Origin of the sequence: Massilia sp. LMS1-1-1.1 (assembly GCF_040815535.1) — a bacterium.
Taxonomy (GTDB): domain Bacteria; phylum Pseudomonadota; class Gammaproteobacteria; order Burkholderiales; family Burkholderiaceae_D; genus Janthinobacterium; species Janthinobacterium aestuarii.
Genome location: NZ_JBFPNG010000001.1, coordinates 820,322 through 833,540, shown reverse-complemented (window position 1 = coordinate 833,540; position 13,219 = coordinate 820,322). Strand labels below are relative to the sequence as shown.

At 61.9% G+C, this 13,219-nt stretch carries 11 protein-coding genes; 6 read left to right on the top strand and 5 right to left on the bottom strand.

Annotation, left to right across the window (positions count from 1 at the left end; translation table 11 throughout):
* Positions 1 to 19: 19 nt before the first annotated feature.
* The 4 genes from MRBLMS1_RS03790 to MRBLMS1_RS03775 all read left to right on the top strand — a co-directional run bounded on the left by MRBLMS1_RS03790 (position 20) and on the right by MRBLMS1_RS03775 (position 3,176).
* Entirely contained in the window at positions 20 to 367 is a 348-nt protein-coding gene (locus MRBLMS1_RS03790; protein ID WP_010399205.1) for an integration host factor subunit alpha, read from the top strand.
* A 10-nt stretch (positions 368 to 377) separates the two neighbouring features.
* Complete coding sequence (locus MRBLMS1_RS03785) at positions 378 to 773, top strand: MerR family transcriptional regulator (protein WP_485877914.1); 396 nt, start codon at positions 378 to 380, stop codon at positions 771 to 773.
* Between the two features lie 210 nt (positions 774 to 983).
* Positions 984 to 1,616 carry a response regulator gene (locus MRBLMS1_RS03780; RefSeq protein WP_010399201.1) on the top strand — a complete coding sequence of 211 codons (633 nt, stop codon included), beginning with the start codon at positions 984 to 986 and terminating at the stop codon, positions 1,614 to 1,616.
* A 144-nt stretch (positions 1,617 to 1,760) separates the two neighbouring features.
* Positions 1,761 to 3,176 carry a sensor histidine kinase gene (locus MRBLMS1_RS03775; protein ID WP_072453148.1) on the top strand — a complete coding sequence of 472 codons (1,416 nt, stop codon included), beginning with the start codon at positions 1,761 to 1,763 and terminating at the stop codon, positions 3,174 to 3,176.
* Between the two features lie 75 nt (positions 3,177 to 3,251).
* Here the strand turns inward: MRBLMS1_RS03775 and MRBLMS1_RS03770 are convergent, their stop codons facing one another.
* The gene (locus MRBLMS1_RS03770) at positions 3,252 to 4,061 is read right to left on the bottom strand and encodes a Crp/Fnr family transcriptional regulator (RefSeq protein ID WP_034751913.1); all 810 of its coding nucleotides are present in this window, start codon (positions 4,059 to 4,061) and stop codon (positions 3,252 to 3,254) included.
* 225 nt (positions 4,062 to 4,286) lie between these two features.
* A complete protein-coding gene (locus MRBLMS1_RS03765; protein ID WP_485877911.1) occupies positions 4,287 to 6,344 on the bottom strand; it encodes a methyl-accepting chemotaxis protein in 2,058 nt (685 codons plus the stop codon).
* Between the two features lie 186 nt (positions 6,345 to 6,530).
* Between MRBLMS1_RS03765 and MRBLMS1_RS03760 the strand changes: the two genes are divergently transcribed.
* Positions 6,531 to 8,207, top strand: coding sequence for a peptide chain release factor 3 (locus tag MRBLMS1_RS03760; RefSeq protein ID WP_070304828.1), 1,677 nt, complete (start codon positions 6,531 to 6,533; stop codon positions 8,205 to 8,207).
* A gap of 121 nt (positions 8,208 to 8,328) precedes the next feature.
* On the opposite strand, the gene MRBLMS1_RS03755 is transcribed toward MRBLMS1_RS03760, so the two are convergent.
* Positions 8,329 to 10,221, bottom strand: a complete 1,893-nt coding sequence (locus tag MRBLMS1_RS03755; protein WP_485877909.1) for a putative bifunctional diguanylate cyclase/phosphodiesterase — start codon at positions 10,219 to 10,221, stop codon at positions 8,329 to 8,331.
* Between the two features lie 590 nt (positions 10,222 to 10,811).
* On the opposite strand from MRBLMS1_RS03755, the gene rnk reads away from it, so the two are divergent.
* The gene (gene rnk, locus MRBLMS1_RS03750; RefSeq protein WP_162835757.1) at positions 10,812 to 11,219 is read left to right on the top strand and encodes a nucleoside diphosphate kinase regulator; all 408 of its coding nucleotides are present in this window, start codon (positions 10,812 to 10,814) and stop codon (positions 11,217 to 11,219) included.
* A gap of 51 nt (positions 11,220 to 11,270) precedes the next feature.
* Here rnk and MRBLMS1_RS03745 read toward each other — a convergent pair whose 3' ends face one another.
* Positions 11,271 to 12,299 (bottom strand): transporter, encoded by a 1,029-nt coding sequence (locus MRBLMS1_RS03745; protein ID WP_175560449.1) that lies wholly within the window; start codon positions 12,297 to 12,299, stop codon positions 11,271 to 11,273.
* Between the two features lie 107 nt (positions 12,300 to 12,406).
* On the bottom strand, positions 12,407 to 13,102 hold the full coding sequence (locus tag MRBLMS1_RS03740) for a YXWGXW repeat-containing protein (RefSeq protein WP_485877906.1): 696 nt from the start codon (positions 13,100 to 13,102) through the stop codon (positions 12,407 to 12,409).
* Between the last annotated feature and the right edge of the window lie 117 nt (positions 13,103 to 13,219).

Below are 13,219 nucleotides of genomic sequence, written 5' to 3'. Positions count from 1 at the left end.
CGCCGATTTGCATCGGGCCATGCTGGTTGCCAAAGTGCGCCAGGAAGCGGAAAAAGATTTACCGACCTTGACCAAGGCGGAACTGGCCGAACTGTTGTTCGAGCAAGTGGGCCTGAACAAGCGCGAAGCGAAGGATATGGTCGAGACCTTTTTCGACGAAATCCGCAACGCGCTCGAGCGTGGCGAGGCCGTCAAGTTGTCCGGTTTCGGCAATTTCCAGTTGCGCGACAAGCCGCAACGGCCGGGCCGCAATCCGAAGACGGGCGAAGAGATCCCCATCACGGCGCGCCGTGTCGTGACCTTCCATGCGAGCCAGAAGCTGAAAAGCATGGTCGAAGAGACCAGTCCGCTGGCACGTGCTGCCTGAGTGAGTGGCGATGAACGAGCGCATCAGTAAAACCGAGTTGATCGCCTTGCCGCCGATTCCGGCGAAACGCTATTTCACGATCGGCGAGGTGAGCGAGTTGTGCGGCGTCAAACCGCACGTATTGCGCTACTGGGAGCAGGAGTTTTCCCAGCTCAAGCCGGTCAAACGACGTGGAAACCGTCGTTATTATCAGCACCATGAGGTGCTGCTGATACGCCGCATCCGCGAATTGCTGTACGAGCAGGGCTTTACCATCAGCGGAGCGCGCAACAAGCTCGACAGCCGTGGCGCTTCGCATGCCATCGCCGACGAGCTGCTGGCCATGCCTGCCGTGCCGCAGGAAGCGCCGCTGGACCGCGTGTGGATACGCAATGAATTAATGGCGATTTTAACCTTGCTAAAATAAGATTTGTACCAATATAGGTGGGGTTGTCCGGTAGCAGTTGACCAAGTTGACTATACTGCATGGGCGCCCCGCCTTGGCGCTCACGCTACCGTACGGCGCGCCATATTTTGAATATAATGTTAATGTTGCGTTTTTGTTAGTGACGCTGAACCGGAGCAGCGTTCAGGTTCCGGTAGTCTTTCCCAGGCCAGGAAAATTTAAGGGGAAACAATGATACGCGTTGCCATTTGTGATGATCACCAAATAGTACGAGCTGGATTCAAACAGATTTTTTCGTCTTCTGACGATTTCAGTGTGGTGGCGGAAGCCGGTACCGGGCGCGAAGCGCTCGATATCGCCCGCCGCGAAATTTGCGATGTATTGCTGCTCGATATAGCCATGCCCGATCAAAGCGGCATCGATACCTTGCGCACGATCCGCCAGGGCCAGCCGGAATTGCCCGTGCTGATACTCAGCGGCTATCCCGCGCAGCAATACGCGCTGAACCTGTTCAAGATGGGCGCGAACGGCTATCTGAACAAGGAATGCGAAGCCGACGAGCTGATGACGGCCGTGCGCACCGTGTTCCAGGGGCGCCGCTATGTCAGCTCCACCGTGGGCGAATTGCTGGCGCAGTCGTTCGACCGCGACACGAATGCGGCCCTGCATACGGAATTGTCGGACCGCGAGTTCCAGGTCTTCCTGCGCCTGGCGCGTGGCGCCACCGTATCCGATATCGGCGTGGCCTTATCGCTGAGCATCAAGACGGTGAGTACCTACCGTACGCGCATCATGGAAAAAATGGGCTTGCAATCTAACAGCGACTTGACCTATTACGCAATGAAAAACAATTTGCTTGACTAGCGCTGCGGTGCGATCATTGAAACATGATCGCTCAGCCAGCTAGCCAGCACGACTTGTGCAGTGCAGCAGTTTGTGGCGAGGACTATAATTGGCCGGCGCCGGCGCTCTTTCCCGCGCCGAACCTTGCTAAGGATGCACATCAGGATGTATTTCACCGCTGAACCGGCCCCGAATCACCGCCTGCCCCTGTACAAGACGATCCTGTGCGTGACGTGCGCCTTGCTGCTTGTGCTTAATGGCTTCAGTCTTTATCACAACCTGCAGTCGCTGAAGGGCACGAACGCCTTGCTCAGCCAGAGCGCCCGTGTGGCCGACCGTCTGCAGTATTTGAATGTGCTCGTGCTCGATGCGGAAAGCAGCTTGCGCGGCTATTTCATTTCCGGCTCCGAAACCTATCTGGGGCCGTCGAAGACCGCCACCACCGAAATCGAAAATGAATTCAACGAGCTGCAAACCTTGCTCGCGGGCAGTCCCACCCAGCTGAAAAACCTGGGCCAGCTGAAAAGCTTGATCCGTCGCAAGATGTCGATGTTGCAACAATCAATCGACGTCTACAAGCAGGGCGGGCTGGCCGAGATCGTCAACATTTCGCGCGTCACCGATGACCGCGCCACCATGGACGAGATCCGTCTGCAGGTGGTGATCATGACGCGCGAGCAGAATGAAGCGCTGTCGACCGGCAGCGCCGCCTTTTATCATGAGTACCAGAAAGCCGTGCTGCTCGGTATCGGCATCAATGCCTTGGCCATCCTTGTGCTGATCATGTTTTACCAGCTGGTGCGGCGCAGCTTCCAGAACCGCGCGGCCGTCGAGTATGCATTGCAAAATGCCAACGACACCCTGGAGTCGACGGTCAGCAAGCGTACCGAGCAGTTATCCGTGCTGTCGCGTCATTTGATCAGCGTCAATGAAGTGGAAAAAGCACGCCTGGCGCGGGAGCTGCACGATGAGCTGGGCGCCAACTTGACGTCGATCAGCATGGACCTGGGCGCCGTCACGCAGCAACTGGCGCACACGCAGCCGGAACTGGCGACGCAATTGCGGCGTGCCAAGGCCACCTTGCTGGAAACGGTGGAGCTCAAGCGCCGCATCGTCGAGGATTTGCGCCCCAGCCTGCTGGACAACCTGGGCCTGTGCGCCGCCATTGAAAGCTATTGCGAGGATTTTGCGCGCATGAGCTCGGTTCGTTGCGAAACGGACGTGGCCATCAATATCGACAACCGCGAAGCCACCCTGACGATTGCCCTGTTCCGTATCGTGCAGGAATCGCTGACGAATATCATGAAATATGCGCGTGCCGGCATGGTCAGCGTGACCTTGAAACGCAATGAACACGGCCTGGTGCTGCGCGTGATCGACGACGGCATCGGCATCACGGAAGCTGCGCTGCAAAAACCGATGTCGCACGGCTTGCTGGGCATGCGCGAACGCGCTTTGCTGCTGGGCGGCACTCTCACCGTGCGCCAGGGACCGGATGGCAAGGGGACCTGCGTGGAAGCCGTGATTCCGCTGCCGCTGACGCCGGAGCCGGAAGACATCGACGCGGATATCGAAGCGTAATTTTCTTTGAGATAAAAAAATGGCCGAGCATGCAGCCCGGCCATTTTTTATTTATCTTGCATGATCAGCAGCGCATCAGCAGCGTGATACGTCGCGCAGCAAGCGGTCGTATTCCGTCTTGGCCACTTTGTAGCATTCGCCCGCATAGCATTCCAGGCCGGCGCGGTCCAGCACCGTGATATTGCCGCGGCGATAGTGGATCAAGCCTTCTTCCTGCAGCTTGCCGGCGGCGGCCGTGATGCTTTCGCGGCGCACGCCCAGCATGATCGAGATCAGCTCTTGCGTCACTTTCAATTCATTCGATGGCGAACGGTCCAGGCGGTCCAGCAGCCAGCGGCACAGCTTTTGTTCGATCGAGCTGTGGCGGCCGCCGACGGCGTTCTGCGCCATTTGCGCAAACAGGGCGTTGGTGTAGCGCATCAGCAGCTGGGGCAGGGCGCCGCCTTGATTGAACGCGTCGCGCAAGCTTTGCGTTTTCAGGCGGTAGCCGTAACCGGCGCTTTGCACGACAGCCGTGCACATGGCGCGCTCGCCTGCCAGCAGCGAGGCACCGGCCACGCCTTCATGGCCGACGACGGCGATTTCCGTCGTGGCGCCATCTTCCATCACATACAGCAGCGAAATGATGGCGGTGGTGGGGAAGTAGCTGTATTCCAAGTTGTTACCGTAGGCATACAATTCCTTGCCGAACGGCAGTTCCACCAGTTCCAGGTCTTCGAACAGCGATTCAAGCGCGGCGCGCGGCAGGGCGGCCAGCAATTCATTCTGTTGGGCACTGCTGAGGCTAACCCGCGACGCAAGCTTGATTTCCCGTCCGGCCGCCGGCATGGCGCGCGGCAGCAACTGGTTCTTCTGGACCGGGGTGCTAAGTTGAGTTTGGTTCATAGTATTCCTCACAGGCTTTTTACATCGGAGTGCGACTGCCGCGTTGCTGGTCAAAGAAGCTGCCGTGCTCATGTGGTAACGGCGTTTTGTTCGACCGCGCGGTGCAGATCGCGATGTAGCTACTTTAAAAGCTTATGTAAGTGGCGAACATAAGATTAGCAGTCGCCACTTTGTAGTCTCATTTGAGGCGGAATTGTAGTCCTTGTCCTACGTGCACACTTTTGACTAGCTAGCCTTGCGCCGTTCCGCGCGATTTTGTGATATGACGCGCGGTTTATTGGCGCTCCACAGACCGGCCGGACGCACGCTGGGCAAGCCGTCGCGCACGGCTGCGGCCGGCGCCTGGCGCGGGTTTGGCGCCTCTTGCTCGCCCAGGCGGAAGCGGCTGACGGCCTGCGTCAGCGCTTCGCCTTCCTGGTGCAGGCGCTGCGAACCGGCGCGGGCCTCGTCGACCAGGCCCGCGTTCTGGCGCGTCATGTCGTCGATTTGCGCCAGCGCCTGGTTGATGCGGGCGATCTCGCCATTCTGCTCGGCGCCGGCGCTGCTGATGCGTCCGATCACCACGGCCACCTGCTGCACGGCGTCGACCACTTGCCGCATGGTGTTGCCGGCCGCATTGACGAGGTCGCCGCCGGCATCCACGGTGGCGACGGAATCGCCGATCAGGCGCTTGATTTCCAGCGCCGCCTCGTTCGAGCGCTGAGCCAGGCTGCGCACTTCGGAGGCGACGACGGCAAAGCCGCGCCCTTGCTCGCCGGCTCTAGCCGCTTCGACGGCCGCGTTCAGGGCCAGGATATTCGTCTGGAAGGCGATGCCGTTGATGACGCCGATGATATCGACGATCTTGTGCGAGCTGGCCTTGATCGAGGCCATGGTGTCGACCACGGCGCCCACGGTCTGGCCGCCGCGAAGGGCCACGTCGGCCGCCGTCGCCACCAAGGTGCGGCCCTGTCCCACGTGCGCCTCGTTGCGGCCCACGGTGGCCGTCAGCTCGCGCATCGAGTCCACGGTGGCGCCCAGTGCATCGGCCTGCGTGGCCGTGTGGCCGGACAGGGCGGCGTTGCCCTGGGCGATATCGGCGCCGGCCGCCGCGATGACGGCCGCGCCGCTGCGGATTTCCTGCACCAGGGTGGCCAGGCCGTGCGTCATGGCACCGAAGTCGCGCACCAGGTCGCCGATCTCGTCGTGCGCCTGCGAAGTGATGCGCTGTGACAGGTCGCCCGCCGCCGCCGCGCCGACGGCCACGCGCAATTGCGTCACGTCGCGCGCGAACGCGGCATAAAAGCCCGCGCACAGGTAGGCGGCGGCCAGCAGCACCAGCAGCATGGCAGCCAGGATCAGGGCGCGGCGCGCCTCGTCGCGGGCGATGCGTTGCGCCAGCAAATCGTCCAGGGCGCCGGCGGAAGCGCCGGACAGCGCCTGCAGGGCGTCGATCGCCTGCATGCCGGCCGCATGGAATTGCGCGCCCGATGTCTGGTCGTAGGAATTCGTCACTTCGTTTTTCGTGCGTTCGAGGAAAGCCAGCGCGGCTGGCACGGCTTTCAGGGCCGGCTGCACGCTGGCGCGCAATTCCGGCCGGGTGGCGAGGATTTCGTCGAAGCGGGCCGGCAGGCGTTCCAGTTCGTGGCGCGCGATCAGCGCGTTGGCGTTGACGAGTTGATCTTCATTCGCCTCGAACAGGCCCGTGTCGATGTAGGCGGCGCCGCGCCCGGCGATGTCGGACAGGCTTTCGGCCAGGTCGGGCAGGGTGGCGGTGAAGACGGCGCTCAGGTGGTTGGCGCCCGCGTCCGGGTCCAGGCTCAGGTGCGAACGGTCGGCCACCAGCTGGCCCAGTTTCGCCGCCTGACGCAGCAGCGCCGTATGTGCCGCGTAGCTGTCGCGCGCCGCGAGACCGGCCTGGCGGCCCAGCAGGGCTTGCCACTGTTTCGTCAGCTCGGCCGCCTGCGGCAAGCCGGCGCCGGCAGGCAGGCGCGCCAGCGCCGCCAGTGCGGCCGTGATGCGCGCGTTCAGGGCCGTGTTGTCCATGCCCGCCTTGCCGCTCAGGCGCAAGTGTTCGAGGCCGCGCCGCTGCTGCAGCAGGCGCGTGCCTTCCTGCAGCTGGCGCACATAGGCCACGCCCCGCTGCGCATCCTGCGCCTGGGCCAGCGATTTGCCCAGCTCCGAGATCAGCAGGGTGGTCGCCAGCACCAGCGGCAGCAGGAAGACCAGGCAGACAAGCATGAATTTGGGCAGCAGGCGCAAGCGCTGCATGAGTCGGATGGCGGGGGTGAGGAGGATTTTCATCGGGTTTCCAGGGTAGGGTGACAACATTTCTGCAGTGCAATGTTGCCTGCGGATTGTGACCCCTTGATGAAGTGCGCCCTGATGCAGTCATTTTTGCCGTTCGCCAGAGTGAAGCAGTTCACACGGAAGGCCGATCCTTCTGTAAAATCGAGGGTTTTTTGCGAGGGCCATATTATGGTCACCAATATGGCCAACGAGAACGACATCACTACCCCCGATTCCAGCGACAACGCGGACATCGCCGCAGCGCCAGCGAGCAGCAAGGCGCCGGCCGTGATCGCGCGCGAAGTGCAGCGCCGCCGCACCTTCGGCATCATTTCCCACCCCGATGCCGGTAAGACCACCCTGACGGAAAAACTGCTGCTGTTCTCGGGCGCGATCCAGATGGCCGGTACCGTCAAGGCGCGCAAATCGGGCCGCCACGCGACCTCGGACTGGATGGAGATCGAAAAGCAGCGCGGCATTTCCGTCGCTTCCTCGGTGATGCAGTTCGAATTCCGCGACCACGTCGTCAATCTGCTCGACACCCCGGGCCACCAGGACTTCTCGGAAGATACCTACCGCGTGCTGACGGCGGTCGACTCGGCGCTGATGGTGATCGATGCGGCCAAGGGCGTGGAAGCGCAGACGATCAAGCTGCTGGCCGTGTGCCGCATGCGCAATACGCCGATCGTCACCTTCATGAACAAGATGGACCGCGAGACGCGCGATCCGCTGGACCTGCTCGACGAACTCGAATCCGTGCTGAAGATCCAGTGCGCGCCCGTCACCTGGCCTATCGGCATGGGCAAGAACTTCCGCGGCGTGTATCACCTGCTGAACGACGAGATCATGCTCTTCAAGGCCGGCGAAGAAAAGGCCGATGGCGCCTTCGAAATCATCAAGGGCATCGACAACCCGCGCCTGCAGGAGATGTTCCCGCTCGAGATGGACCAGCTGCGCATGGAAGTGGAACTGGTGCACGGCGCGTCGAACCCGTTCAATCTGGAAGAATTCCTCTCCGGCGTGCAGACGCCCGTGTTCTTCGGTTCGGCCATCAACAACTTCGGCGTGCGCGAGATCCTGTCCGCGCTGGTCGACTGGGCGCCGGCGCCGCGCGAGCGCGATGCGACCGTGCGTTCGGTGGCTCCGTCCGAACAGCCGTTTACCGGTTTCGTCTTCAAGATCCAGGCGAACATGGACCCGGCCCACCGCGACCGCATCGCCTTCTTGCGCGTGTGCTCGGGACGTTTCGAGCGCGGCATGAAGGTCAAGCATTTGCGCCTGGGGCGCGAGATCAAGGTGTCGAACGTGGTGACCTTCATGGCATCGTCGCGCGAACAGGTGGAAGAAGCGTACGCGGGCGACATCATCGGCTTGCCGAACCATGGCAACATGCAGATCGGCGACAGTTTTTCCGAAGGCGAGATGCTGACCTTTACGGGCATCCCGTACTTTGCGCCGGACTTCTTCCGCTCCGTGCGCATCCGTAATCCGCTGAAGATCAAGCAACTGCACAAGGGCTTGCAGCAGCTGGGCGAAGAGGGCGCGGTGCAAGTCTTCAAGCCGGTGCAGGGCGGCGAACTGGTACTGGGCGCCGTCGGCGTGCTGCAGTTCGAAGTGGTGGCCAGCCGCTTGCTCAACGAGTATGGCGTCGATGCCGTGTTCGAAGGCACGAGCATCAGCAGCGCGCGCTGGGTCAGCTGCGACGACAAGCGCATCCTGCAGGATTTCGAAAATGCGCTGGGCCACAACGTGGCCTACGATGCGGCCGGCAACATGGCCTACCTGGCCACGTCGGGCGTCAACCTGCGCCTGACGGAAGAGCGCTGGCCGAAGCTGAAGTTCCACGCGACGCGCGAGCATTCGGCCAAGCTGGCTTGATGTAGCGTAGTGGTGTCGGGTTACGCGCTTTGCGCTAACCCGACCTACGCCGACCTACCTGTTCATGGCGTAGGTCGGATTAGGCCAACGGCCGTAATCCGACACCATCGTTGGCACCAACTCAAGCCGGCAAAATCGTGCGCGTGCTCCAGTCGCGCCGTTCCAGCAGCAATGCCGTCAGCTGCGCCGCCGTCATCGGGCGCGCGAAGAAAAAGCCCTGCACGTTGTCGCAGCCCGCTGTTCGCAAAAATTCCACCTGCCGCAAGGTTTCCACGCCCTCGGCCACCACTTTCAGATGCAGGCTGTGCGCCATGGCGATGATGGCCGTGACGATGGCTTCGCCCTCGCCGGGCAGGTCGTGCACGAAGCTGCGGTCGATTTTCAATTGGTCGATCGGCAGGCGCTTCAGGTAGGACATCGACGAATAGCCGGTGCCGAAATCGTCGATCGACAGATGGATGCCCGTTTCCTGCAGGCGCCGCATCAATTCCACGTTGGCGTGGATATTGTCCATCAAGACCCCTTCCGTGATTTCCAGCTCCAGCAAGCCATGCGGCAGCTGCGTTTCGTCCAGGATGGCGCGGATGTCGTCCATCAGGCCCGGGTCGCGCGCCTGACAGGCCGACAGGTTGACGGCTACGTGCTCGAGCGAATCGAGCAGGCCCGCCTTGCACCAGACGGCCGCCTGGCGGCAGGCGCTTTGCAGCACCCAGCGTCCCAGGTCGACGATGATGCCGCTTTCCTCTGCCACGGGGATGAATTCGGCGGGACTCAGCTGGCCCATCTCGCGGCAGTTCCAGCGTATCAGCGCTTCCACGCCGACGATGCGCCCGCTGCGCAAGTCGATCTGCGGCTGGTAGTGCAGATACAGTTCCTCGTTTTGCAGCGCGCGGCGCAGGTTCGCTTCCATGCGCAGGCGGCGCTGGGCGCGCAATTCCATTTCGGCCTTGAACACGGCGTAGCGGTTCTTGCCCTGGTGCTTGGCGTGGTACATGGCCGTATCGGCATTGCGCGTCAGGGTGGCCACGTCCTGCGCGTCGAACGGATACAGGCTCACGCCGATGCTCGCGCTGACATACAGCTGGTGGCCTTCGAGGTCGAATGGCGCGGCCAGCACGGCGAGGATCTTGCGCGCCACGCTGGCCATTTCCGAGGCGTCGTCGGCCGGTTCGACGATGACGACGAATTCATCGCCGCCGATGCGGCAGATGATGTCGGTGCCGCGCAGGATGGCCACCAGGCGCTCGGCGACGAGCTTGAGCAACTGGTCGCCGCAGTGGTGGCCCAGCGTATCGTTGACTACCTTGAAGTTGTCCAGGTCCAGCAGCAGCAGGCCTACGCTGCTGTCCTGGCGGTCGGCGCGCGCCAGCGCGTAGGCCAGGGCGTCGTTGAATTCATGGCGGTTCGGCAGTTGCGTGACGGAGTCGACGTGGGCCAGGTAGTGCAGATGGCTTTCCGCATGCTGGGCCGCGGTGCGCGTGCGGCGCACCATCAGGAACGTCAGGCCGAACGCGCACAGGCAGACGAGCACGGTGAAGGCGGCAAATTGCGCCAGGCTCGCATACAGCGGCGCCAGGCTGGCGCGCAGGTAGAGCGCGCCGCCGCCGGGCAGGGTCTTCAATATCGCGCCGCTGCCGTCCAGGTAATCGAGGTGCAGGCCGTTGCGCGGTGCCGTCGGCACGGCGTCGTTGCCGCTGCGCGCGTAGCGGGCAAACGGTGTGCCATAGGGGCTGTAGAGCAGGGCTTGCCGGACATGCGGGGCGGCGGTGAGGGGAGCGAGCAGTTGTTGTGCCGCGAGACGATTGTCCTCGCGCATGGCCTGGGTGGCGGCCGGTGCCAGCATGTCGGCCTGGATGTGCAGGTTGCGCTGGAAGGATTCCTGAAGGGAAAACAATTGAAAGAGGATCAGCAGCAGGCTGGCCGTGGCCAGCATGGCCGCCGCGGCCAGCAAGTTCAGCCGGGCTATCCGGTCGCCGCGCAATTGCACGGACGGCAGTATCAATGGCGTCATCATGACGCTTCTTCCTGCCGGCCCCGCCTGCCGCCGCCCCGTGTGATCACGCCTCGCCCTGCCATACTTTACGTTCCAGTCTGATGAAAACCGAAGTGAGCCGGAACTCTCAACGTGTTGCCAAGTGTTGCTAAGGCCGACATATTGTCATTTTGCAGCGTGAAAGTACAGGGCGTGCGGCAATTTATATCCATGCAGCACGCCGGTGACAGCAGGCAAGGCGACAAGACAGGCGGAAAAAGGAAATCGTGTCTTTCTAATAATAATTCATGCTGAATTTTAATCCTTTTTTTGCCCGCCGTTTTTTTTCTCTTAAAACAATGCTGATGGTAAACAAAATACCAGCAAGAATAACTTCAATGGATCCGGCCATCGCGGTACGGATAAACTTTTTTACGCTATAAGCCATTACAAGTCATTGATTTTAATAAATTTTAATGAAGAATGCGCGAACGCTATGGCCTTGCTCGGCGAGTTCGTCCATAATCCGCTGATGATGGACGTCCTGATGCTGTTTGTTTTGTCTGCCGCGGCCAAGTAAACTGCCGCCAGCAAAACCGGACGCCGCCCTGATGATCAATAGTGAGGATATCTTGGAAAAAAAACCAAAAATTATTTTGTCGTCACAAGACCTGGAACGACTGGAAGCGTTGTTGTATGCCTTGGGTAATAACTTATCGCCGGACAAGGCCGCCTTGCTCGATGAGCTGGGCCGTGCCGAGGTGCTCGAGCCGCAAGAGATTCCACCGACCGTCGTGACGATGAATTCCACCGTGCGCTTCACAGTGGAAAACAAGGAGGAATTCTGCCTGACGCTCGTGTATCCGAAGGACGTGGAAGGCCAGGCCGACCGTATTTCCGTGCTGGCGCCCGTCGGCAGCGCGCTGCTGGGCCTGTCCGTGGGCGACAGTATCGCCTGGCCCATGCCGGGCGGCGTAGTCAAAGTCAAGATCGAGGAAATCGTCTACCAGCCTGAACGGGCCGGCGAATACCACCGATAAGCAGTGACGGCGGACGGCGCCTGCCGTTCGCCTGCCAGGCCGTGCCGTGACTTAACTGTTTCGCTGCACGCGCACCACCAGCCATCCCGCCACGACCGTAAACGTGACGATGATGGCGACGATGATCCAGAAGCCCTGCGGATGCTGGGCCAGCGGAATACCCCCCACGTTCATGCCCAGCATGCCGGCGATGATATTGATCGGCAAGGCCAGCACGGTAACGATGGTCAGCACGAACAGGCTGCGGCTGTTTTCCTCGTTGACGCTGGCGGCGATCTCTTCCTGCAGCAGCTTGATGCGTTCCTGCAGCGAAGACATATCGCTGAGCACCACCGAAAACTCCTCCGTCGACTGGCGCAGTTCCAGGCTGTCGAGTTCCGACACCCACGAAGGCGGGCGTTGCAGCAGGCGGAACAGGGCGGCCGGTTCCGGCGCCAGCAGGCGCTGCAGCCGTACCAGCACGCGCCGCATGGCGCCCAGATCTTCGCGTTTCGGCACCAGGCGCCCGGCCAGCAAGTGGTCTTCTATATCGTCGACCCGCGCCACGGCGTCGCGCACGATGTTGACCAGCACGTCCGCCTGATCGCGCAGCAGATGGATCAGCAATTCCACCGACGAGCGGATCGGCTCGTGATTCTTGATGACGGCCTGGCGCAGGCGTTCGATCGACTGCAGCGGTGCGCGGCGCGCCGTGATGACGAGGTTTTGCGCCACGCTGGCCCACATGGTGGAAATGTCGGACGCTTCGAACGAGAAGTTGTGCACCACATCGTTGACCACGGCGATCAGGGTGTTTTCCGCCTGTTCGATGCGCGTGGAACGGGAACCCTGGTGCAGGGTTTCATAGAATTCGTCGGCCAGCTGCGTGTGCGTCATCAGCCATTTTTCGCTGGCCGCATGCGACAAATTGAAATGCAGCCAGACGAATTCCTGCGCCGGCCGCGCCGCGCCATCGGCCAGCCAGGCCAGCGCCGCCGTCGAGTCGAGCGCCAGCGGCTGCCCGTCGCGCCCAAACAGGAAGCCCCAGACCAGGCCCGAGGTGTCCGAGCCGTAGGTAAAACCGGCAGTTTCCATCGCCATCGTGAATCTTTCTCGTGCAGTGTGATTGATCGTCGCGCGATGTTAATACACGGATGTGTCGGGAAAATGACAAGGCCACCGCGATGGGTGGCCCTGGTGTTCGCGGTTTAGTTGCGATGCGGATTATCGGGGCGGCGGTCGTCGCGGTTTGGGACGCCGTCGCCATCGCGGTCGTGGCGGTTGCCATTGTCGCGGTCATAGCGGTTGGGGATGCCGTCGCGGTCGCGGTCGCCGTTCGGACCGCGCGACCAGCGGCCTTGCTCCATCTGCCAGCGGCCGTCGCGCTGGTTCCAGGCGGGCGGCGCATACACGTAGCCGCGGCGTTCGGCGATCCATACACCTGGCGTCCAGGCGTAGCGCTGGCCGCGCCATTCCCAGTGGCCGGGCGCCCAGACGTAGCCGTGGCGGGCGCGCGGGATGGCTTCGCGGCGCGGTGGCGGCGGTGCGATGCGGATGTCGTCATAGCGCACGGGCTGCACTTGCGCGGCGACCCAGCCGCCACGGTCCAGGCGCCAGCGGTTGTTCTCCTGTATCCAGGCGGCGCGGCGGTAGTGGTTGCCGCCCCGTTCGCGCAGCCATTCGCCGTCGGTCCAGACGTGGCGCTGGCCATCCCAGTTCCAGTAGCCTGGCGCCCAGACATAGCCGGCGCGCGGCGCTGGCGCGCTTTCAAACCGTGGCGGAGGCGGGGCGTCGCCGATGACAATGCTGACGCCGAGCTGATTCTGTGCCATCGCTTGCGCAGGCAGGAAGGCTGCGGTGCTGATGGCAAGCATGGCTGCTGCGTAGAGTGTGATGGGTTTCATGATGTGCTCCATTTCGGTGATTGCTTGAAATGGACTATAGGCGCTTGCAGGCGGGCAGATCGCCTTTGATTCAACTTATTACAATTGACACAATGCTGGGTGTCCGTGTATCCGTGG

What these genes read in the sequence shown, in the direction of transcription:
- MRBLMS1_RS03790 (WP_010399205.1), top strand. Translation starts at nt 20, where the DNA reads ATGCTGGTTGCCAAAGTGCGCCAGGAAGCGGAAAAAGATTTACCGACC.
- MRBLMS1_RS03785 (WP_485877914.1), top strand. Translation starts at nt 378, where the DNA reads ATGAACGAGCGCATCAGTAAAACCGAGTTGATCGCCTTGCCGCCGATT.
- MRBLMS1_RS03780 (WP_010399201.1), top strand. Translation starts at nt 984, where the DNA reads ATGATACGCGTTGCCATTTGTGATGATCACCAAATAGTACGAGCTGGA.
- MRBLMS1_RS03775 (WP_072453148.1), top strand. Translation starts at nt 1,761, where the DNA reads ATGTATTTCACCGCTGAACCGGCCCCGAATCACCGCCTGCCCCTGTAC.
- MRBLMS1_RS03770 (WP_034751913.1), bottom strand. Translation starts at nt 4,061, where the DNA reads ATGAACCAAACTCAACTTAGCACCCCGGTCCAGAAGAACCAGTTGCTG.
- MRBLMS1_RS03765 (WP_485877911.1), bottom strand. Translation starts at nt 6,344, where the DNA reads ATGAAAATCCTCCTCACCCCCGCCATCCGACTCATGCAGCGCTTGCGC.
- MRBLMS1_RS03760 (WP_070304828.1), top strand. Translation starts at nt 6,531, where the DNA reads ATGGCCAACGAGAACGACATCACTACCCCCGATTCCAGCGACAACGCG.
- MRBLMS1_RS03755 (WP_485877909.1), bottom strand. Translation starts at nt 10,221, where the DNA reads ATGATGACGCCATTGATACTGCCGTCCGTGCAATTGCGCGGCGACCGG.
- MRBLMS1_RS03745 (WP_175560449.1), bottom strand. Translation starts at nt 12,299, where the DNA reads ATGGCGATGGAAACTGCCGGTTTTACCTACGGCTCGGACACCTCGGGC.
- MRBLMS1_RS03740 (WP_485877906.1), bottom strand. Translation starts at nt 13,102, where the DNA reads ATGAAACCCATCACACTCTACGCAGCAGCCATGCTTGCCATCAGCACC.